The organism is Aeromicrobium stalagmiti (assembly GCF_013283745.1).
Taxonomy (GTDB): domain Bacteria; phylum Actinomycetota; class Actinomycetes; order Propionibacteriales; family Nocardioidaceae; genus Aeromicrobium; species Aeromicrobium stalagmiti.
This window is the reverse complement of sequence record NZ_JABSTZ010000001.1, coordinates 909,042-928,403: the sequence shown is the minus strand read 5'-3', so window position 1 is coordinate 928,403 and position 19,362 is coordinate 909,042. Positions and strand designations below refer to the sequence as shown.

Here is a 19,362-nt window from a genome sequence, read left to right as displayed (position 1 = left end):
CGCGCGCCTACGTCCCCGGGACGATCGCCGCGATGATCGTGCCGTCGGAGCGACGACGTCCGGGCACGGGCTCGGGCTCGCCCTCGATGCGCGGTCCCTGTCCGTCGAGCGGCACCGACACCGGGTCGTCCGCCCGCACCGTGACCTCCTCGCCGCGGACCGTCAGCGTCGCCTCCGTGCCCTCCTCGATCGACAGGTCGACGCGACCGGGGTGCACGTCGACCCGCACCCGCGTGCCGAGCAGCGTGAGGCGGAACGTCAGGGACTCCCACGACTCCGGCAGGCGCGGGTCGAGCGTGAACCGTCCGCCGTGGTCACGGAAGCCTCCGAAGCCGCTGACCAGCGCGCTCCACACACCGCCGGTCGACGCCACGTGCACGCCGTCGGACGTGTTGTGGTGCCGGTCCGCGAGGTCGACGAACAGCGCCGACTTGAAGTAGCGGAGCGCGAGGTCGCTGTAGCCGACCTCGGCCGCGATGATCGACTGCACGACCGCCGACAGCGTCGAGTCGCCGGTCGTGATCGGGTCGTAGTACTCGAAGTCGGCGCGCTTCTCCGCCGCCGTGAAGTGCTCGCCCTGCAGGAACAGCGCGAGGACGACGTCGGCCTGCTTGAGCACCTGGAAGCGGTAGATCACCAGCGGGTGGTAGTTGAGCAGCAGCGGGCGCTTGTCGAGCGGCGTGTTGGCGAGGTCCCACACCTCCCGCTCCAGGAAGTGCTGGTCCTGCGGGTGCACGCCGAGGTGCTCGTCGTAGGGGATCGCCATGTCGGCGGCGGCTCGCTCCCAGTCGGCGACCTCGGTCTCCTCCAGCTCCAGGCGTGCGACCACCCGGTCGTACTCGACCCCGTCGCGGATCGCCAGCTCCCGCACCGCCTGGGCGGCGCGGCGCAGGTTGAACCGCGCCATGACGTTGGTGAAGAGGTTGTCGTTGACGACGGTCGTGTACTCGTCGGGCCCGGTGACGCCGTGGATGTGGAACGTGCCGTCGTCCTCGTTGCGCCAGAAGCCGAGGTCGACCCACATGCGGGCCGTCTCGACGAGGATGTCGATGCCCTCACGGGTCAGGAAGTCGACGTCCCCGGTCGCCGCGAGGTACTGGCTCAGGGCGTAGGAGATGTCGGCGTCGATGTGGTACTGCGCGGTGCCGGCGGCGTAGTAGGCCGAGGCCTCCTCGCCGTTGATCGTGCGCCACGGGAACAGCGCGCCGTGCTGGGCCAGCTGCTGCGCGCGCGCACGAGCCGCGTCGAGCAGCGTGTAGCGAAAGCGCAGGGCGTTCCGGGCCGCACGCGGCGTCGTGTAGGTCAGGAACGGCAGGACGTAGACCTCGGTGTCCCAGAAGTAGTGACCGCCATAGCCCGATCCCGTGACGCCCTTGGCGGGGATGCCGGTGCCCTCGGCCCGAGCGGCCGCCTGGGCGATCTGGAAGAGGTTCCAGCGGGTCGCCTGCTGCACCTCGGGCTGGCCGGGGATCTCGACGTCGGACCGCGACCAGAAGTCGTCGAGCCACTGGCGCTGGTCGTCGAACTGCTTGTCGAGGCCCTCGTCGTGCGCCCGGTCGAGCGTGCGACGGCAGCGGTCGAGCAGCTCGCGCGACGGCACGCCGCGCGACGTGTGATAGCTGACGAGCTTGGTCAGGGTGATGGTCTGGCCCGGCTCGGCGTCGATCCGGTAGGTCATCTTGGCCAGGTCGTCGTCGGTCTGGATGCGCTTGGTGTAGTTGTTGGCCGTCTCGAGCCGGTGGTCGGCGGCGACCGCGATCGTCATGCCACTCTCGGTGCACTGGTAACCCAGCGCGACCCGGCCGTCGGCGACGTTGCCCCAGTTGCTCTGCGGCACGAGGACGCGGTGACGCATCTGGCCGGCCTTGCGCGGGTCGACGCCTTCGCCCATCGCCTTGGACCGGACGTGGTACTCGTCCTCGCCGTCCTGGCGGTTGAGGATCTGCGACGAGATCGCCACGGGGGCGTAGTCGTCGAGCATCGTGACCTCGAACGTCAGCACCGCGAGGTGGCGCTGCGTGAACGACACCATGCGGCGCGAGCGGATCTGGACCCGCTTGCCGCCGGGCGTCCGCCACAGGATGTCGCGCGTCATGACGCCGGTGCGGAAGTCGAGCCGGCGCTCGTACTGCATCAGGTCGGCGATCGGCAGCAGCAGCGGCTCGTCGTCGACGTAGAGACGGATGACCTTGGCGTCGGGCGCGTTGACGATCGTCTGACCGACGCGGGCGAAGCCGAAGGCCTCCTCGGCGTGCTGGATCGGCCAGGTCTCGTGGAAGCCGTTGATGAACGTGCCGTGCGAGAACGAGTCGCGTCCCTCGTCGACGTTGCCGCGCAGGCCGAGATAGCCGTTGCCGACGGAGAAGAGGGTCTCGGTCGTGCCGAGGTCGTCGTTGTCGATGTGGCTCTCGACCAGCGCCCACTCGTCGACGGGATAGCGCGAGCGGTCGAGGAAGTCGTGATCGATCGGGGCGATGTGGGAGGGGCTCATGCGTGGTCCACCAGCTCTGCGAGGTCGTCGACGACCACATCGGCACCGTGCTGCGTGAGCTGATCACTTCCGACGCCCCGGTCGACACCGATCACCAGGCCGAAGTCGCCGGCGCGGCCGGCCGCTACGCCGGACAGCGCGTCCTCGAACACGACGGCGCGGTCCTTGGGCACGCCGAGCTGATCGGCGGCGTCGAGGAACGTGTCGGGCGCCGGCTTGCCGGGCAGGCCACGCTCGCCGGCCTCCTTGCCGCTGACGATGACGGGGAAGTAGTCGATCATGCCGGCGGCGGTGAGCACCGCGGCCGCGTTGCGCGAGCTCGAGACGATCGCCATCTTGGTGCCGCGGGCCTGCAGAGCCTTCACGAGGGCGACCGAGCCGGGGTAGGGCTCCACGCCCTCGGACTGCAGGATCTGCTCGAAGTCGTCGTTCTTGCGGTTGCCCAGACCGGCCACGGTCTCGGCCGTCGCGGGGTCGGACGCGTCGCCCTCGGGCAGCGTGATGTCGCGCGAGGCGAGGAACGACCGCACGCCGTCGTAGCGCGGCTTGCCGTCGACGTACGTGAAGTAGTCGTCGTCGGTGTAGGGCTCGGCGACCCCCCGCGCCTGCAGGAAGTCGTTGAACATCTGGGCCCATGCGCGCATGTGCACCTCTGCCGTCGGCGTGATCACGCCGTCGAGGTCGAACAGTGCCGCGTCGTAGTCGTTCCAGTCCACACCGATGAGCGTACGCACGTCGGGTGTCCTGCAGGTAACGGATCCGGTGCAACGCTCGCCACAGACGGCGACGCCCCGCGGGCCGACACCACTTCGTCACCTTCGACCGCAGCGCTCGGGCCTCGCGGCTCACTAGGCTGTCGGCATGCCTCTCGGAGCGGACAGTGAAGTCGGTCGGTTGCGCACGGTCATGCTGCACCGGCCCGGACCCGAGCTGGGCCGGCTGACGCCGCGCAACAACGACCAGCTGCTCTTCGACGGCATCCCGTGGCTGGGCCGCGCCCAGGAGGAGCACGACGCCTTCGCGCAGGCACTCCGCGACCACGACGTCGAGGTGCTCTACCTGACCGAGCTGCTGACGTCGACGCTCGAGATCGAGGCCGCCCGCGCCGAGATCATCGCGGCCACGCTCAAGGACCTCTACGTGGGTCCGAGCCTGCAGGCGTCGATCGAGGGACTGCTGTCGTCGGCCGACCCCGGCAAGCTCGCCGAGGTGCTGATGGCGGGCCTGCGCAACGACGAGGTGAGGGTCGACGGCAGCGTCGCCAACCACCTGATGCAGCCCGAGGACTTCCTCATCAACCCGCTGCCCAACCTGCTGTTCACCCGCGACTCGTCGGTGTGGCTGCGCGACCGGGTCGCCGTCACGAGCCTCGCGATGCCCGCCCGGGTGCGCGAGACCCAGCTGACCGGCCTGATCTATGCCCACCACCCCCGCTTCGCCGGCACGCCGGTCGTGCACGGGCCGCACCTGGAGCACCTCGAGGGCGGCGACGTGCTCGAGCTCGCGCCGGGCGTCATCGCGGTCGGCATCGGTGAGCGGACGACCCCCGCCGGCCTCGAGCGGTTCGCCCGTCAGGTGCTGACCGAGGGCCTCGCACACACCGTGCTCGCGGTGCCGATCGCGCAGGAGCGCGCCACGATGCACCTCGACACGATCGTGACGATGGTCGACGTCGACACCGTCGTGATCTATCCCAACATGGCCGACACGCTGCGCGCCGTCCCGCTCACGTGGGCCGACGACCGGTTCGTCATCGGCGCGGAGACGTCGTTCTTCGAGGGCGCCGCAGCGGCGATGGGCATCGACACGTTGCACCAGATCGACACCGGCCTCGACCCGGTCACGGCCGAGCGCGAGCAGTGGGACGACGGCAACAACACCTTGGCGATCGACGCCCGCCTCGCGGTGGCGTACGAGCGCAACGAGCAGACCAACGCCCGCCTGGAGCAGCACGGCATCGAGGTCGTCACGATCAGCGGCGACCAGCTCGGCTCCGGACGGGGCGGACCTCGCTGCATGTCGTGCCCCATCGACCGCGACTGAGTCGCACCCGACGGGGCCGGACGGTCCGTCAGGTCAGATGGTGACCTGGCGGCTGATGAGCGCACCGCGGGCCGAGCGCTGCTCGGTCGTCAGCGGGCTGTCGTCGGCCAGGGCCGCGGCCAGGCGCTTCTCGAAGTCCTTGGCGGGGGCCTCGAGGTCGGCCGCGTCGTGCTCGAACTCCCACACCGGCACGAGCAGCCCGTGCGCACGGAAGTGGCCGATGAGCTTGGTGCCCTCGCCGAGGGTGTCGTCGCCGGCGGCGCGCAGGCGGGCCAGCGCGTCGAGCAGCGTCGTCTCGTCGTGCGTCATGATCCAGCGCAGGAAGCGCTGCGGGCCCATCTCTGTCCAGTAGGCACCGTCGACCGACGACAGGCGCACCGTCGGCGCGATCGTCTCGTTGGCCTCGGCGATCATGGCCGCGGTGCTCTCGGAGTCGTCGACGCCCTCGACCCAGTAGTCGAAGCCCTCGTAGACCTCGACGGCGAAGCTGCTCTTCGGGTCGACCAGGTCCTGCAGGCGCGGGCCGACACCGGGATCGGTGATGCGGATGGCGTTGCCGGGCTCGGTCTCGCGCGCGATCTCGACGACGTGCGCGAGGTCGCGGCTGATGTCACCGAAGTTGTGGGCCACCTGCAGGCCGACCCAGGACTCGCCGTCAGGACGGCGGATGCCGGCGCCGTTGCCCGGCAGCAGCGAGCAGATGCGCACCGTCTCGCCGGTCGTGAGGGTGATGACCCCGGACGCCGAGGGGACGAACTCGCGCAGGGCGACCCAGTCAGCCTCTCCGGGGAGTCCCTCGAAGGTGCGCGCCACGAAGGGCATGCGTTCCTTCTTGGCGGCCTTGGTCTTGTTGCGCGACTTCTTGCCCATGACGGGCGAGTCTATGCGGTGGGTGGCCGACCTCAGTGAGGGGTGAGGCAGAGCTCGGCGTTGACCTTGGTGCCGACCGTCATGTCGACCCACCAGCGGTCGGCGACCCGGCTGATGATCGACAGGCCACGACCGCTGAGCGAGTCCTCGTCGAAGTCGATCGGCTTGAGCGATGCGCCCTCGCCGGCGTCGTGGACGCTGAGCTCGAGCAGGTCGCCGTTGATCGACCAGCTGATCTCGATCGTGCCGTCTGCCGTGGGGACGCCGTGGCACACCGCGTTGGCGATCATCTCGCTGATCACGATGAGGGCGTCGTCGATGACGGCGGACGATGCGCGGTGCACCGTGAGGAAGGCTGCGAGCTTCGTCCGGGCGATGCCGGGAGTGGACATGACGAACGGAAGTCGGATCGTGTCGTGAGCCTTCACGGGTCCACCTCCTTCGCATTCTCGCCATGAAACGGCCGCCGCGAGTGATCGTGACGGCCCTTCTATAGTCCAAAGTAACTACTTCTGGGGGCTCATCGCCAGTCCACGGCCGGAATGTGGACCCGGAAGTGCCCCATTTCACGACGAGAGGGACCATGGTCACATGACTGATCCAGGCATTCCGACGGTCGACGTGCACCAGGTCCCGAGCCCGATTCCCGAGGGCGTCGTGGTGCTCGACGTCCGCGAGGCGCACGAGTGGGCGGCCGGTCACATCGACGGCGCGACCCACATCCCGCTGGGCGACCTGCCCGCCCGCGTGAGCGAGCTCGACCCGACGCAGCGGACGCTCGTCGTGTGCCACCTCGGTGGCCGGTCGGCGCGTGCGACCCACTGGTTGCAAGCCCAGGGCCACGACGCGAGCAACGTCGAGGGCGGCATGGAGGCCTGGGAGAGCGCGGGCCTGCCCGTCGTCAGCTAGCGCCGCCAGCGCTCGTCGATCTCGCCCGGGTAGGGCGGCGTCTGCGGGTGCAGCGCGTCGGCCGGGCGCGGCGCGACCGGCGTGACCGGCGTGACCGGGGCCGCAGCGACCACCGGCGCCGGCTGCCCGGCCCACGGCAGGACGTCCTGCGGCAGGCCCCACGGCGGGGGCGGCCACATCGGGGCGGGCGGAGGCGGTGGCGGAGCGATGGGCTCCCGGGTCGTCTGGATGCCGTGGCGGCGCACCGCCCACTCGACCCAGACCAGCAGGACGAGGCTCGAGACGACCGTCGGGACGAGGTCGACAGGCCCGGCGCCGCTGTCGTCGGTCGCCGAGACCACCCCCAGCGCGTCGAGCACCAGCAGCACGACGTTGTTGGCGGCGTGCGCCGCGATGGCGGCCTCGAGACCGCCGGTGCGGATCGTGAGGATCGCCGCGGTGAGCCCGAAGATGCCGACGTCGACCATGCCCCACAGCTCGTACGCGTGGCCCGCGACGAAGAGCGGGGTCGAGACGACCACGGGGACGACGGCGAACCGGGTCCACGACCCGACGAGCTGCATCAGGTAGCCGCGGAAGACGTACTCCTCGGCCGCAGCCTGGAACGGGACGATCAGCAGCACCGCGACCACCGCGAGCACGACCTGCCCGGTGTCGTCGGCCTCGAGGCTGAGCTCGTCGCCGCTGACCACGTCGAACGCCAGCGCACCGCCGATCGTCGCGCCAAAGACGACGAACGACATGACCGTGGTGCGGCCGAGCCAGCCCCAGCGCAGTCGGCCGGCGACCGACGAGAGGTAGCCGACGGGGCGCGGACCGGTGGCCAGCACCGCGAGCAGCACCGCCGGGATCAGCACGACCAGCCCGAGCATGTCGAGCACGAAGAAGTCGAGGCGGGTCAGGTCGAGGTCACCGGCGGCGTCGAGCCAGTCCTCGATCGAGGTGCCGTCGTCGCGCACCGCGAAGAAGATCGCCGCACCGGCGATCAGCACGACCGACAGGCCGAGGTAGAAGACGACCGTGAGCACGCCGGCGACCGGCAGCCTCCACCAGGCGTACGCCGGCGTCTCCCGGGCCTGCCGGTGATAGAGCGTCGCCATGTCGCCGATCCTCACGTATGAGATGCAGCAGCGCCACCGGGCCGGGGCCCGATGGCGCTGCGTGGGTGGTGCTGTCCTACTTGGCTGCGGCCTTGAGGCGCGAGCCGACGCTCACCTTGACGCCGAAACCGGCGGGGATGTCGATGGTCTCGCCCGTCGAGGGGTTGCGGCCCGTGCGAGCAGCACGAGCAACGCGCTCGACCGACAGGATGCCGGGGATCGAGACCTTTTCGCCCTTGGCGACGGAGTCGAGGAGGATCTCGCTGAAGGACGAGAGAACCGCGTCGGCGTCGGCCTTGCTGGTGCCGGCCTTCGAAGCGAGGGCAGCGACGAGGTCGTTGCGAGAGATAGCCACAAAAGCTCCTTGTGAGTGATGGTGTGTTCGCCGTCCAGTCTATGAAGTCGCAGGGACGTTCAGCGCGCACCCCCGGCGGGTGTTGTGGACATTCCGCCGTGATATCAGTCCCATCGCGGGGGAGGAGGGGCGTCGACGAGCGTGTCGACGACCTCGAGATAGCGATCGCGCGACCACTCGGTGACGCCGAGCGACGCCAGGTGCGGCGTGCTCCACTGGGTGTCGATCAGCCCGTCGGCCCCGACGACGTCCGCGAGCGCGACCAGCGCGACCTTGGAGGCGTCGGTCGCGCGGTGGAACATCGACTCCCCGGCGAACAGCGCGCCGATGCTGAGCCCGTACAGCCCGCCCACCAGGGTGCCGTCGGCGTCACGCGTCTCGACCGAGTGCGCCCAGCCGAGACGGTGCATGCGCACGTACGCGTCGCGGATCGGGGAGTCGATCCACGACCCGGGCCGAGACGGGTCGGCGCACGCATCGATGACCTCCTCGAACGACTCGTCGAACGTGACGTCGAACCGGCGCACCGAGCGGGCGAGCGAGCGGCTGACGCGCACGTCAGCGGGCACGAGGACTCCACGGCGCATGGGCGACCACCAGAGCAGCTCGCCGTCGTGCGGCATCGGGAACGCCCCGCAGCGATAGGCCTCGAGCAGCGTGCCGGGAGCCAGGTCGGCACCTGCGGCGACGCAGTCCTCGTCCGGCCACTCGCTCGCGTCGAAGATCCACGGCGAGGCCGGGAGGGGCTGGCGGCTCACTGGTCGAGCACCCGTGACAGGTGGTGCAGCGGCCCGTCGCCCCACTCGGCCCACTCGGCGGCGGTCGCGTCCTGCAGGCACCTCCACCAGAGCAGGGACCGGTTGACCGCCTGGGTCAGGGCCGCGGCCTCCCGCTCCGGCGCGATCGCCTCGGCCGTCGTGCCCCACGCGTCGCAGTAGGCGTCGAGGACGTCGGGCCAGGCGATCTCGGTGAGGGTCGTGATCCAGCCGCAGGGGACGCTCAGCACCTCCACCGCCGCCGCCCACTGCGCGTCGCCGAAGTCGAAGACGTGGCCGTCGCGGGCGAAGACGTTGTTGGGGTGCAGGTCTCCGTGCTGCCACGTGACGGGCAGCGGCGAGGACGCCAGCACGTCGGCGGCGGCGACGATCCGGGGACGGACCGCCACGAGCTGCGAACGCAGACCCGGAGGGACGTGGGCAGGGTGCTCCTCGGGCAGGGCCGAGAAGACGTCGATCAGTCGGTCGAAACGATCGACGACGGTGGCCGGTCCGCAGTCAGGCAGGCCCGTCGCCAGCAGCGACTCACCCGCCGTGGCGGCGACCTGCTGGAGGGCCGCGGCCTGCTGCACGACGCGGATCCAGTCGTCCAGGGTCACGGTCTCCTGGTCGGCGAGGGTGCCGCCCCGGTCGACGGTCAGCATCCAGCCCCGGTCGGGCGCGACGGCGTACGGCAGGTCGACGGCGTCGGGCGCCAGCCGGGCCAGCTCGGCCTGCAGCGCCGGCTCGAACACCATCGCCGGACAGTTGGCCTTGAACCACATCAGCCCGTCGTCGGTGGGGACGGTCAGCTGGGTGGACCACGGCCGGATGCGGGGCTGCTCGATCGTGCCGATCACCTCGCGGCCCGTCCGTGCGAGCTCGCGGCGGATCCAGTCCCCGACGTCACGACGCCAGTCGTCCTGCGCGACACGCTCGGAGAACGGGCGATCCATGCGCCCAGCGTAGGGCTCCCCGGGGCCGCTCGCGGGCGGCTCGTGGAGTCCGCTCCTATGCTGGCTCCATGGGTGTCCGCCGCAGTGTCGCCGTCGGCGCGGGGGCGAAGCTCGCTCCTGCCGTCGCCTCTGGCTATGTCCGCATCGTGCTCGACAAGGCGATCGACGGCGTCGGACCGTTGCGCTCGGCCGCGGCGTCGGCCGACACCAAGCTGGTGGACGCCGACGGTGACGTCGAGAAGGCCATCTCCGGGCTGCTGCGCATGCACACCTCGCTCGCAGGCATCCAGGGGTTCGTGACCAACCTCGGCGGGTTCAGCACGGCCGCCGTGGCGGTGCCTGCCAACGTCGCCGGGGTCACGGTCGTGCAGTGCCACCTGGTCGCGGGCATCGCGCACCTGCGCGGCTACGACCTGGACGATCCGCGTGTCCGCAACGCGATCCTGGCCTGCATGCTCGGCGAGGACGCGGTGAAGTCCCTGGTGAAGTCGCACCGCCTGCCGTCGTCGCCGATGGCGCTCGCGACCTCGCCCGTCCACGACCCGGTGCTCGACGAGACGCTCTCGCGCGAGGTCACGGCCGAGCTCGTCGGACGGACGGCCGGCCGGCGCGCGGTGACCCTCATCGGTCGACGGGTGCCGTTCCTCGGCGGAGCGGTCGGCGCCTCCAGCGACGCCTACGCCACGTGGCAGATCGGCACGTACGCCGCCAGCGAGCTGCGCGACCGCCGCCTCCGCTCCTGACCGCGGGCCGCTCGCCGGGCTCGACGTGTCAGACCCCGCCCCTAGAGTCGGCGACATGACCCTGGAAGCGGTGATCCTCGCGCTGCGCGAGTCGTGGGGCCCCGACACGTGCGCACCCGAGGACGTCGACGACTGGACGCCCGACAACCCGGCACGCGGCCAGTGCGCGACCACGGCGGTCGTCATCCACGACCACCTCGGCGGGTCGCTCGTGCGGGGCGAGGTGCACGTCGACGGCCGGCAGGTCGACTTCCACTGGTGGAACCGGCTGCCCGACGGCGAGCAGGTCGACATCACGATCGAGCAGTTCGGGCCGCACGAGCGCGTCGTGGGCGCGGTCGACGTCGCCCGTCCGACGGGCCCGACCCGGCTCGACGCGCAGTACGCGGTGCTGTCCGACCGGGTCGCCGCGCGGCTCGCGCGGCAGGGCTGATCGGCGGCTCGGAGGGTCAGCGGCCTCAGCGCAGGGCGCGCACGACGGCGCTCGCCGGCTCCTTGCCGAGGATGCCCGCCATCCAGACGCTCGTCTCCACCAGCGCCTGCAGGTCGACGCCGTGCTCGATGCCGAGTCCGGTGAGCATCCACACCAGGTCCTCGGTGGCGAGGTTGCCGGTGGCGCTCTCGGCGTAGGGGCAGCCGCCGAGCCCGCCGGCCGACGCGTCGAGGCACACGATGCCGTTCTCGATCGCCGCCAAGGTGTTGCTGAGCGCCTGGCCGTAGGTGTCGTGGAAGTGCATTGCGAGGTCGCCGCCGCCGACGCCCGCCCGCGAGAACGCCTCGCAGAGCGCCGTGACGTGGCCCGGCGTGCCGACGCCGATCGTGTCGCCAATCGACAGCTGCGAGGCACCGAGGTCGAGCAGCTGCTTGCCGGTCGTCACGACCTGCTCGACCGGCACGGCGCCCTCCCACGGGTCGCCGAAGCACATCGAGACGTACGCACGGACGTCGAGCCCCGCCTCGCGGGCGCGGACGACCACGGGCTCGTACATCGCGAGCTGGCGGTCGAGCGTGGTGTTGAGGTTCTTCTGCGCGAAGGTCTCGGTCGCGCTGGCGAAGATCGCGATGTGCGTGACACCTGCTTCGAGCGCCCGGTCGAGGCCCCGCTCGTTGGGCACCAGCACCGGCATCGCCGTGGGGCCGTCGAGCGTCAGCCGGCCGACGAGCTGCTCGGCGTCGGCGAGCTGGGGCACCCACCTCGGATGCACGAAGCTCGTCGCCTCCACGGTCTTGAGCCCCGCCGCGACGAGGCGCTCGATGAACTCGCGCTTGACCTCGGTCGGCACGATGCCCGACTCGTTCTGCAGCCCGTCGCGGGGCCCGACCTCGTAGATGTCGACCCTCCCCGCGAGGGCGGGGTCGGTGAACGTCATGGGCAGGGTCATGCCGGCCTCCTCCGAGTGGCGCACACCGACCCGCGAGTGGCGCAAAAGTGGACGACTCGCCGTCTCAAAACCTTCATTCTGCGCCACTCGCGGGGTCGGGGTTGACGGTGAAGAGGAGGTGCTTGATCGGCACCTGGTCGCCGGTGGCGGCGCCGACGTGGCTGACCACCCCGTCGTACGGAGCCGTCAGCGCGAGCTCCATCTTCATGGCCTCGACGACGCCGAGCTGCTGGCCGAGCGTGACCCGGTCGCCCTCGGCGACGTCGACCCGCAGCACCGTGCCCGGCATCGGCGCGACGAGGTCGGCATCGGTCGCCGCTCCGCGACGGTGGCCGCCGCGCATGGGGTCGGGCACCTCGAGGGTCCACGTCTGGCCCTCCCACGCGATCGTGATCCGGTCGCGGTCGATGATCGCGAGCGCGCCCGCGTCGTCGATCTCGTCGGCGGTGAGACCGAACCTCCACCGGTGGCCGGTCTCGTCGACCAGGACGATCCGCACGGCGGCCGGGTCGGCGCCGGAGCGCCATCCGTCGACCTGCCCGAAGGGGTCGTCGGCCGGCACCACGACGTAGCGGGCCCAGAGCAGCGCTGCGGCGCGGGCCGCCGCCTCCGGCACCGACGGAGCCGCGAGCAGGTCGGCCGAGGCATCGCTGTCGAGCCACGCGGTGTGCACCTGGCCGGCGGCGAAGGCCTCGCTCGCCACGAGCTGCCGCACGAAGCCGAGGTTGGTGGTGACGCCGAAGATGCCGGTGTCGTCGAGCGCCTCGACCATCCGCCGGCGGGCGTCCTCGCGGTCGGTGCCGCTGACGACGATCTTGCCGAGCATCGGGTCGTACGCCGTCGACACCTCGGCCCCTGCCTCGAGGTCGGCCTCGATGCGCGCGTCGTCGGGCCAGGCGACGTCGAGCACGTGCCCGGCCTGGGGCAGGAACCCGGCGTAGGGGTCCTCGGCATAGACGCGCACCTCCATCGCGTGGCCGGTCGCGGTGATCTCGTCCTGGGCCAGCGGCAGCGGCTCGCCGGCCGCGACGGCCAGCTGCCACTGCACGAGGTCGAGCCCCGTGACCTCCTCGGTGACGGGGTGCTCGACCTGGAGGCGGGTGTTCATCTCCAGGAAGTACGCCCGACCGTCGGCGACGAGGAACTCCACCGTCCCCGCGCCGGTGTAGCCGACCTCGCGGCACAGGGCGACCGACGACTCGTGCAGGGTGCGGCGCAGCTCGTCGGAGAGGTCGTGCGCCGGCGCCTCCTCGACGACCTTCTGGTGCCGCCGCTGCACCGAGCAGTCGCGCTCGAAGAGGTGGACGACGTGGCCGTGCTCGTCGCCGAAGACCTGCACCTCGACGTGGCGCCCGGCCTCGACGTACTTCTCGACCAGCAGCGTGTCGTCGCCGAAGGCGGAGGCGGCCTCACGGCCGGCGGCATCGATCGCGGCCTGCAGCGCGGACGCCTCACGGACGATCCGCATGCCCTTGCCGCCACCCCCGGCCGCTGCCTTGACCAGCACGGGATAGGCGTCCGACGGCACGGCGGCGGCGTCGAACTGGGGCGTGACCGGCACCCCGGCCTTCTCGGCGATCGCGCGGGCGCGGTCCTTGCGCCCCATCGCGTCCATGACCTCGGCGATGGGTCCGATGAAGACGAGCCCGGCGGCCACGACCGCGCGGGCGAACTCGGCCCGCTCCGACAAGAAGCCGTAGCCGGGATGGATCGCCTCGGCCCCCGACGCCCCCGCCGCTGCGAGCAGCCGGTCGATGTCGAGATAGGACTGGGCCGCCGGCGTCGGGCCGAGGTGGACCGCGTCGTCGGCCAGCCGCACGTAGGGCGCGTCGGCATCGGCGTCGGAGTAGACCGCGATGCTGCGCAGCCCTGCCTCGCGGCAGGCGAGGATGACCCGGCGGGCGATCTCGCCCCGGTTGGCGACCAGCACGCTCGAGAAGCTCATGTCACATCCTGAAGAGCCCGAAGCGGGGCTCGGGAGTCGGGACGGCGGAGGCCACCTGCAGGCCCATCGCCAGGACGCGGCGGGTGTCGACGGGGTCGATCAGCCCGTCGTCCCACAGCCGTGCGCTCGAGTAGTAGGGCGATCCCTGCTCCTCGAACTGCTCGCGGATCGGGGCCCGGAACGCCGCCTCGTCGTCGGCGGACCACTGCTCACCCCGGGCCTCCATGCCGTCGCGCTTGACGGTTGCGAGCACCGCGGAGGCCTGCTCACCACCCATCACGGAGATCTTGGCGTTGGGCCACATCCACAGGAACCGTGGGTCGTACGCGCGCCCGCACATGCCGTAGTTGCCGGCGCCGTAGGAGCCGCCGATGACGACCGTGAACTTCGGGACGACCGACGAGGCCACGGCCGTCACCAGCTTGGCGCCGTCCTTGGCGATGCCGCGGTTCTCGTACTCCTGGCCGACCATGAAGCCGGTGATGTTCTGCAGGAACACGAGCGGGATGCCGCGCTGGTTGGCGAGCTCGACGAAGTGCGCTCCCTTGAGGGCGGACTCGCTGAACAGGATGCCGTTGTTGGCCACGATCGCGACCGGGTAGCCCTCGATGCGCGCGAAGCCGCAGACCAGGGTCTCGCCGTAGAGCGGCTTGAACTCGTGGAGCCGGGAGTCGTCGACGACCCGGCGGATGACCTCGCGGACGTCGTAGGGGGTGCGGCTGTCGACCGGCACCACGTCGTAGAGCCCCTCGGGGTCCTCGCGGGGCGGCACCGGCTCGTGCGGCGGGGGCTCGCTCGTCGGGCGCTCGAACGTCCCGACGATGGAGCGGACGATCTCGAGGGCGTGCTCGTCGTCGTCAGCGAGGTGGTCGACGACCCCGGACGTCCGGGCGTGCACGTCGCCGCCGCCGAGCGCCTCGGCCGTCACGACCTCGCCGGTCGCGGCCTTCACCAGCGGAGGGCCGGCCAGGAAGATCGTGCCCTGCTCACGGACGATGACGGTCTCGTCGCTCATCGCGGGGACGTACGCGCCACCGGCGGTGCTGGAGCCCATGACCGCGGCGACCTGCGGGATCCGCTGCGCCGACATCTGGGCCTGGTTGAAGAAGATGCGGCCGAAGTGCTCGCGGTCGGGGAACACCTCGTCCTGCATCGGCAGGAAGGCGCCGCCGGACTCGACGAGGTAGAGGCACGGCAGGTGGTTCTGCTTGGCGACGGTCTGCGCGCGCAGGTGCTTCTTGACCGTCATCGGGAAGTAGGTGCCGCCCTTGACCGTCGCGTCGTTGGCGATGATCATGCACTCGCGCCCGCTCACCCGGCCGATGCCGGTGATGATGCCGGCGCTCGGCACCCCGCCGCCGTACATGTCGTAGGCCGCGAGGGCACCGATCTCCAGGAACGGCGATCCGGGGTCGAGGACGTGATCGACCCGGTCACGGGGCAGCAGCTTGCCGCGGGCGACGTGGCGCTCGCGGGTCGCCGGGCTGCCGCCCTGTCGGACGGTCGCAAGGCGGTCGCGCAGCTGGTCGACGAGTTCACGCATGCTGTGAGGTTAACAGTCATTAACCTGACGTCGCTACACTGGTCCGGTGACGACGACCCGACGCGAGCAGATCCTCGACACGGCGGCGACCCTGTTCGCCGAGCGCGGGTTCCACGGGGTGTCGGTGCACGACATCGGCAGTGCGTGCGGCATCTCCGGTCCGGCGCTCTACAAGCACTTCGCTGGCAAGGACGACGTCCTCACCCAGTCGCTCACCTCGATCAGCCAGCGCCTGCTCGACGAGGGACGGTCGCGCTCGCGCGCGGCCGGCAGCCCCGACGCCGCGCTCGGTGCGCTCATCGCGTGGCACATCGAGTTCGCCCTGAGCCACCCGGCACTGATCGTCATCCAGGAGCGGGAGTGGGCCAACCTGCGCGTGGAGGGACGCCGCGAGGTGCGGGCCCTGCAGCTGGCCTACATCGACATCTGGGTCGACGTGCTGCGCCGGCTGCGCGACGACCTCGACGCCGCCGAGGCCCGGGCCGCGGTGCAGGCGACGTTCGGCCTGCTCAACTCCACGCCGCACAGCGCGCGCATCAGCGCGACGGCGATGCAGTCGCGGCTGTGGACGATGGCTCGATCGGCACTGCTGGCGTAGAGCGCCGGCTGATCGTCGCGGCCGCGACGCCCGCCAGCATCACGACACCGCCGACGACCTCGAGGGCCGTCGGCACCTCGTCCTGGACAAGCCAGGCGGCAGCGATGCCGATGACGGGCACGAGCAGCACGAACGGCACCACGGCGCCGGCGGGATAGCGGGCCAGCAGGGAGTTCCAGATGCCGTAGCCGATCAGCGAGGCGCCGATCGCGGTGTAGGCGGTGCTCGCGATCGCGGTGCCCGACAGGTGCGTCAGCGCGCGGCCGACCTCGTCGCCGCCGTCGACGACGAGTGACAGCACGAACGCCGGCACCGGCACCACGAGCGCCGACCAGACCACGAGCGAGAAGCCCGAGGCGACGCCGGCGCTCCGGGCGATGACGTTGCCCGTCGCCCACGAGAGGGCAGCGCCGAGCATCACGAGCACGGGCAGCACCGGGGCGGACGCGCCGTGGGCCACCACGACCAGCACGAGACCGGCGGTGCCGATCGTCGCGCCGACGACCTGGCGGCGCGACGGCGACTCCTTGATGACGACCGCGGCGATGACGATCGTGAAGATGACCTGCGCCTGGAGCACCAGAGACGCCAGCCCCGCGGGCATCCCGAGGTCGAGCGCGATGTAGAGCAGGCTGAACTGCCCCAGGCTCATGAACGTCCCGACCGCCACCACGGCCTGCCAGCTCGCCTTCGGCCGGGGCACGAAGAGCACGAGTGGGAACGCCACCAGGACGAACCGCATCGCGAGGAACAGCAGCGGCGGGACGTCGCCGAGACCCTCGTCGATGACGACGAAGTTGGCCCCCCACAGCAGCATCACGAGGACGGCGAGCAGGCTGTGCTTGAGGGACATGCCTCCAGTGTCTCCCGCGTGACCTTGAAGCACCAGCAACGGTTTGTGGACGAAACACCGTACGATCACTTCATGATCGACATCGGCGCGCTCCGCTCGCTCATCGCGGTGCGCGACCACGGCAGCATCGTGGCGGCGGCGTCCGCCCTCGACTTCACCCCGTCAGCGGTGTCGCAGCAGATCAAGAAGCTCGAGCGCCAGAGTCGCTCGCCGATGCTCGAGCGGGTGGGCCGCAGCGTCATCCTCACCGAGCGGGGGCGGCTGCTGGCCGAGCGGGGGACGGCACTGCTCGCCGACCTCGAGCAGGTCGAGAACATCGCCGTCGGCGGGGCCGAGGAGCTGCGAGGGTCGTTCCGGATCGCGTCGTTCTCGACCGCCTCCTGCGGCATCGTGGCGCCGCTGCTCGCGCGGCTACGGACCAGCGCGCCCGAGCTCGAGCTCACGGTCGTCGAGTCGGATCCACGTGAAACAGTCACGCTCGTCGAGCGCGGTGGGGCGGACCTCGCGATCGTCCACGACTGGAACACCCTGCCGCTCGACGTCCCGGTCTCGCTGTCGCGCCAGCCCCTGCTGGTCGACGTCGCCGACGTCCTGCTGCCGTGGGACCACCGACTCTCGCTGCGCGAGTCGGTCAGCCCCTTGGACCTGCTCCGCGAGCGATGGGTCACGACTCCCGCTGGAACGATCTGCCACGAGTGGCTCGTCCACATGTTCGCGATGCACGGCGAACGGCCCGACATCCGCTACTTCGACGGCTCCTACTCCACGCACGCGGCGATGGTCGAGCACGGTGGCGCCGTGGCGCTGGTGCCCCGGCTCGGACGGCAGTCGTTCTCGCCGCGCGTGCGGGCCGTCGCGGTGGTCGACCCCACGCCCCAGCGCCGGGTCGGCTCGATCTGGCGCACGGCCAGCACCGACAACCCCGCCCGCCGCCACGTCCAGTCAGAGCTCGAGGCCCTGTTCCCCACCCCGTGACGGTTGACCTCCCCCGTGACGGTTTACCACGGTCCCTACGCAGTTGTCCGTGGGCGGACGTCCTCCCGAGGCAGTCCACGTCCGCCCACGGTTAATCGTCCTCGGGCGGATGAGGTTTCCCCCGGGAGGACCGTCCGCCCCCTTCAGTTTGCGTAGGGACCGTGGTAAACCGAAAAGGGTTAGAAACCCTTGGGGCGGTTGGCGACGCGGGCGCCGAAGTCACCGGGATCGGCGAGCTCCCAGTCGTCCAGCCAGGCCTCCGGCGGAGACGTGAGCAGCTGACCGTGGTCGAGCCACTCGTAGAGCTCGGCGTACGACGTGGTGGTGCGGTGGTCGATCCGGCGGTTGAGCAGGCCCGGGTGCAGCTGGTCGAACGACTGCAGGCCCATCGAGGCGACGATCTGGTGAGCGCTCGCGACGGTCTGCGTCTGGTAGTTGCGCACCCTCACCAGCTTGTCCTCGACCACCAGGGCGCGCGCACGCCGCGGGTCCTGGGTCGCGACGCCGACGGGGCAGTGGTTGGTGTGGCACGCCTGGGCCTGGATGCAGCCGATCGCGAACATCATCGCCCGGGCGGCCAGCGTGAAGTCGGCGCCCTGGCAGATGCGCTTGACGATGTCGATGCCGCTCGCGACCTTGCCGCTGGCACCGATCTTGACGTGACGCCTGACCCCGGCGCCGACGAGCGCGTTGTGGACGAACACGAGGCCCTCGGTCAGCGGCGTCCCGACGTGGTCCTCGAACTCGCTGGGCCCAGCACCCGTCCCGCCCTCCGACCCGTCGACGATGACGAAGTCGGGGTAGGAGCCGCGCTCGACCATGGCCTTGCAGATCGCGAGGAACTCGTGCCGCGACCCGACGCAGAGCTTGAAGCCGACGGGCTTGCCGCCGCTGAGCTCACGCAGCCGCTCGACGAACTCGATGAGCCCGCGCGGGGTGTCGAACGCGGTGTGCGCCGGCGGCGACACGACCGTCTGGCCGACCTCGACCTGGCGGGTGCGGGCGATCTCCTGCGACACCTTCGAGCCGGGCAGGACGCCGCCGAGACCGGGCTTCGCGCCCTGGGAGAGCTTGATCGAGATCGCCTTGACCGTGGCGCCTGCTGCCTTCGCGGCGAACGAGTCGGCGTCGAACTGCCCGTCCGGGGTGCGGCAGCCGAAGTAGCCCGAGCCGATCTCCCAGATCAGGTCGCCCCCGTGCTCGAGGTGGTAGGGGCTGATCGCGCCCTCACCCGTGTCGTGGGCGAAGCCGCCGAGCGCCGCGCCGCCGTTGAGCGCCGAGATCGCGTTGCCCGACAGGGCGCCGAAGCTCATCGCCGAGACGTTGAGCAGGGCGATGTCGTACGGCTGGGTGCACGCGGGCCCGCCGAGCGTGACCCGCGGGATGGGGCCCTCGGCGTGGAACGCCCTGAGCGAGTGGGTCACGAACTCGTAGCCCACCGCGTTGACGTCGCGCTCGGTGCCGAACGGCTCGGAGTCCTCCTCGCCCTTGGCCCGCGCATAGACGAGGTCGCGCGTCTCACGGTCGTACGGGGTGCCGTCGGTGTTGGACTCGACGAAGTACTGCTGCACCTCGGGGCGGATCTTCTCCATCAGGAACCGGACGTGACCCAGGATCGGGTAGTTGCGCAGGATGCTGTGCCGGCGCTGCAGCACGTCGCGGACGCCGACCGCCCCGGTCACGAGCAGCGGCACCGCCGCGACGAGCCACAGCGGGCTGACCGTCGCGGCGGCGACCGCCGCGAGCACGCCGAGACCGCCCAGCACCACGACCATCGCCTGCCGCACGACCCACCAGCTCATCATGGGTTCATGGTGCCACCCGGCCACCCGGCCGCCCGGTCA

At 71.1% G+C, this 19,362-nt stretch carries 19 protein-coding genes; 6 read left to right on the top strand and 13 right to left on the bottom strand.

Going from position 1 to position 19,362, the window contains the following annotated elements; genetic code table 11:
- Positions 1-7: 7 nt before the first annotated feature.
- Positions 8-2,491, bottom strand: coding sequence for a glycoside hydrolase family 65 protein (locus HQK15_RS04525; RefSeq protein ID WP_173490204.1), 2,484 nt, complete (start codon positions 2,489-2,491; stop codon positions 8-10).
- Positions 2,488-3,225 (bottom strand): HAD family hydrolase, encoded by a 738-nt coding sequence (locus HQK15_RS04520; protein ID WP_367649058.1) that lies wholly within the window; start codon positions 3,223-3,225, stop codon positions 2,488-2,490. The genes HQK15_RS04525 and HQK15_RS04520 overlap by 4 nt, the downstream gene beginning before the upstream one ends.
- A 127-nt stretch (positions 3,226-3,352) precedes the next feature.
- On the opposite strand from HQK15_RS04520, the gene HQK15_RS04515 reads away from it, so the two are divergent.
- Positions 3,353-4,534 carry an arginine deiminase gene (locus HQK15_RS04515; RefSeq protein ID WP_173490202.1) on the top strand — a complete coding sequence of 394 codons (1,182 nt, stop codon included), beginning with the start codon at positions 3,353-3,355 and terminating at the stop codon, positions 4,532-4,534.
- Positions 4,535-4,567: 33 nt separating this feature from the next.
- Here HQK15_RS04515 and HQK15_RS04510 read toward each other — a convergent pair whose 3' ends face one another.
- Complete coding sequence (locus HQK15_RS04510; protein WP_173490201.1) at positions 4,568-5,404, bottom strand: DUF5926 family protein; 837 nt, start codon at positions 5,402-5,404, stop codon at positions 4,568-4,570.
- Positions 5,405-5,436: 32 nt separating this feature from the next.
- A complete protein-coding gene (locus tag HQK15_RS04505) occupies positions 5,437-5,832 on the bottom strand; it encodes an ATP-binding protein (RefSeq protein ID WP_173490200.1) in 396 nt (131 codons plus the stop codon).
- Between the two features lie 163 nt (positions 5,833-5,995).
- On the opposite strand from HQK15_RS04505, the gene HQK15_RS04500 reads away from it, so the two are divergent.
- A complete protein-coding gene (locus tag HQK15_RS04500; protein WP_173490199.1) occupies positions 5,996-6,313 on the top strand; it encodes a rhodanese-like domain-containing protein in 318 nt (105 codons plus the stop codon).
- On the opposite strand, the gene HQK15_RS04495 is transcribed toward HQK15_RS04500, so the two are convergent.
- The 4 genes from HQK15_RS04495 to HQK15_RS04480 form a co-directional block, all read right to left on the bottom strand.
- Positions 6,310-7,413 carry a CPBP family intramembrane glutamic endopeptidase gene (locus tag HQK15_RS04495; protein WP_173490198.1) on the bottom strand — a complete coding sequence of 368 codons (1,104 nt, stop codon included), beginning with the start codon at positions 7,411-7,413 and terminating at the stop codon, positions 6,310-6,312. The two genes, HQK15_RS04500 and HQK15_RS04495, sit on opposite strands and share 4 nt — an antisense overlap.
- A 76-nt stretch (positions 7,414-7,489) precedes the next feature.
- Positions 7,490-7,768, bottom strand: a complete 279-nt coding sequence (locus HQK15_RS04490; protein WP_056604352.1) for an HU family DNA-binding protein — start codon at positions 7,766-7,768, stop codon at positions 7,490-7,492.
- A 104-nt stretch (positions 7,769-7,872) separates the two neighbouring features.
- On the bottom strand, positions 7,873-8,526 hold the full coding sequence (aat, locus tag HQK15_RS04485; protein WP_173490197.1) for a leucyl/phenylalanyl-tRNA--protein transferase: 654 nt from the start codon (positions 8,524-8,526) through the stop codon (positions 7,873-7,875).
- Positions 8,523-9,479, bottom strand: a complete 957-nt coding sequence (locus HQK15_RS04480; RefSeq protein WP_173490196.1) for a phosphotransferase — start codon at positions 9,477-9,479, stop codon at positions 8,523-8,525. The genes aat and HQK15_RS04480 overlap by 4 nt, the downstream gene beginning before the upstream one ends.
- 68 nt (positions 9,480-9,547) lie before the next feature.
- Here HQK15_RS04480 and HQK15_RS04475 point away from each other — a divergent pair, with 68 nt between their 5' ends.
- Both HQK15_RS04475 and HQK15_RS04470 read left to right on the top strand, forming a co-directional pair.
- Entirely contained in the window at positions 9,548-10,222 is a 675-nt protein-coding gene (locus tag HQK15_RS04475) for an EcsC family protein (protein ID WP_173490195.1), read from the top strand.
- Positions 10,223-10,277: 55 nt separating this feature from the next.
- The gene (locus tag HQK15_RS04470; protein WP_173490194.1) at positions 10,278-10,655 is read left to right on the top strand and encodes a YunG family protein; all 378 of its coding nucleotides are present in this window, start codon (positions 10,278-10,280) and stop codon (positions 10,653-10,655) included.
- A gap of 25 nt (positions 10,656-10,680) precedes the next feature.
- Here the strand turns inward: HQK15_RS04470 and HQK15_RS04465 are convergent, their stop codons facing one another.
- The 3 genes from HQK15_RS04465 to HQK15_RS04455 all read right to left on the bottom strand — a co-directional run bounded on the left by HQK15_RS04465 (position 10,681) and on the right by HQK15_RS04455 (position 15,092).
- A complete protein-coding gene (locus tag HQK15_RS04465) occupies positions 10,681-11,604 on the bottom strand; it encodes a hydroxymethylglutaryl-CoA lyase (protein WP_173490193.1) in 924 nt (307 codons plus the stop codon).
- 73 nt (positions 11,605-11,677) lie between these two features.
- Positions 11,678-13,549: an acetyl/propionyl/methylcrotonyl-CoA carboxylase subunit alpha gene (locus tag HQK15_RS04460; RefSeq protein ID WP_173490192.1), complete on the bottom strand. Its 1,872-nt coding sequence runs from the start codon at positions 13,547-13,549 to the stop codon at positions 11,678-11,680.
- Position 13,550: 1 nt separating this feature from the next.
- Positions 13,551-15,092 carry a carboxyl transferase domain-containing protein gene (locus HQK15_RS04455; RefSeq protein ID WP_173490191.1) on the bottom strand — a complete coding sequence of 514 codons (1,542 nt, stop codon included), beginning with the start codon at positions 15,090-15,092 and terminating at the stop codon, positions 13,551-13,553.
- Positions 15,093-15,138: 46 nt separating this feature from the next.
- Here HQK15_RS04455 and HQK15_RS04450 point away from each other — a divergent pair, with 46 nt between their 5' ends.
- Positions 15,139-15,690, top strand: a complete 552-nt coding sequence (locus tag HQK15_RS04450; RefSeq protein WP_173490190.1) for a TetR/AcrR family transcriptional regulator — start codon at positions 15,139-15,141, stop codon at positions 15,688-15,690.
- Here HQK15_RS04450 and HQK15_RS04445 read toward each other — a convergent pair.
- Positions 15,629-16,543, bottom strand: a complete 915-nt coding sequence (locus tag HQK15_RS04445) for an EamA family transporter (protein ID WP_173490189.1) — start codon at positions 16,541-16,543, stop codon at positions 15,629-15,631. The two genes, HQK15_RS04450 and HQK15_RS04445, sit on opposite strands and share 62 nt — an antisense overlap.
- Before the next feature lie 72 nt (positions 16,544-16,615).
- Here HQK15_RS04445 and HQK15_RS04440 point away from each other — a divergent pair, with 72 nt between their 5' ends.
- The gene (locus HQK15_RS04440) at positions 16,616-17,518 is read left to right on the top strand and encodes a LysR family transcriptional regulator (protein WP_173490188.1); all 903 of its coding nucleotides are present in this window, start codon (positions 16,616-16,618) and stop codon (positions 17,516-17,518) included.
- Between the two features lie 179 nt (positions 17,519-17,697).
- Here HQK15_RS04440 and HQK15_RS04435 read toward each other — a convergent pair whose 3' ends face one another.
- Entirely contained in the window at positions 17,698-19,323 is a 1,626-nt protein-coding gene (locus HQK15_RS04435) for an FMN-binding glutamate synthase family protein (RefSeq protein ID WP_217361338.1), read from the bottom strand.
- Positions 19,324-19,362: the final 39 nt, after the last annotated feature.

Coding starts and splice junctions, on each gene's coding strand:
- HQK15_RS04525 (WP_173490204.1), bottom strand. CDS start 2,491: ATGAGCCCCTCCCACATCGCCCCGATCGATCACGACTTCCTCGACCGC.
- HQK15_RS04515 (WP_173490202.1), top strand. CDS start 3,353: ATGCCTCTCGGAGCGGACAGTGAAGTCGGTCGGTTGCGCACGGTCATG.
- HQK15_RS04510 (WP_173490201.1), bottom strand. CDS start 5,404: ATGGGCAAGAAGTCGCGCAACAAGACCAAGGCCGCCAAGAAGGAACGC.
- HQK15_RS04500 (WP_173490199.1), top strand. CDS start 5,996: ATGACTGATCCAGGCATTCCGACGGTCGACGTGCACCAGGTCCCGAGC.
- HQK15_RS04495 (WP_173490198.1), bottom strand. CDS start 7,413: ATGGCGACGCTCTATCACCGGCAGGCCCGGGAGACGCCGGCGTACGCC.
- HQK15_RS04480 (WP_173490196.1), bottom strand. CDS start 9,479: ATGGATCGCCCGTTCTCCGAGCGTGTCGCGCAGGACGACTGGCGTCGT.
- HQK15_RS04475 (WP_173490195.1), top strand. CDS start 9,548: ATGGGTGTCCGCCGCAGTGTCGCCGTCGGCGCGGGGGCGAAGCTCGCT.
- HQK15_RS04470 (WP_173490194.1), top strand. CDS start 10,278: ATGACCCTGGAAGCGGTGATCCTCGCGCTGCGCGAGTCGTGGGGCCCC.
- HQK15_RS04465 (WP_173490193.1), bottom strand. CDS start 11,604: ATGACCCTGCCCATGACGTTCACCGACCCCGCCCTCGCGGGGAGGGTC.
- HQK15_RS04460 (WP_173490192.1), bottom strand. CDS start 13,549: ATGAGCTTCTCGAGCGTGCTGGTCGCCAACCGGGGCGAGATCGCCCGC.
- HQK15_RS04455 (WP_173490191.1), bottom strand. CDS start 15,092: ATGCGTGAACTCGTCGACCAGCTGCGCGACCGCCTTGCGACCGTCCGA.
- HQK15_RS04445 (WP_173490189.1), bottom strand. CDS start 16,543: ATGTCCCTCAAGCACAGCCTGCTCGCCGTCCTCGTGATGCTGCTGTGG.
- HQK15_RS04440 (WP_173490188.1), top strand. CDS start 16,616: ATGATCGACATCGGCGCGCTCCGCTCGCTCATCGCGGTGCGCGACCAC.
- HQK15_RS04435 (WP_217361338.1), bottom strand. CDS start 19,323: ATGATGAGCTGGTGGGTCGTGCGGCAGGCGATGGTCGTGGTGCTGGGC.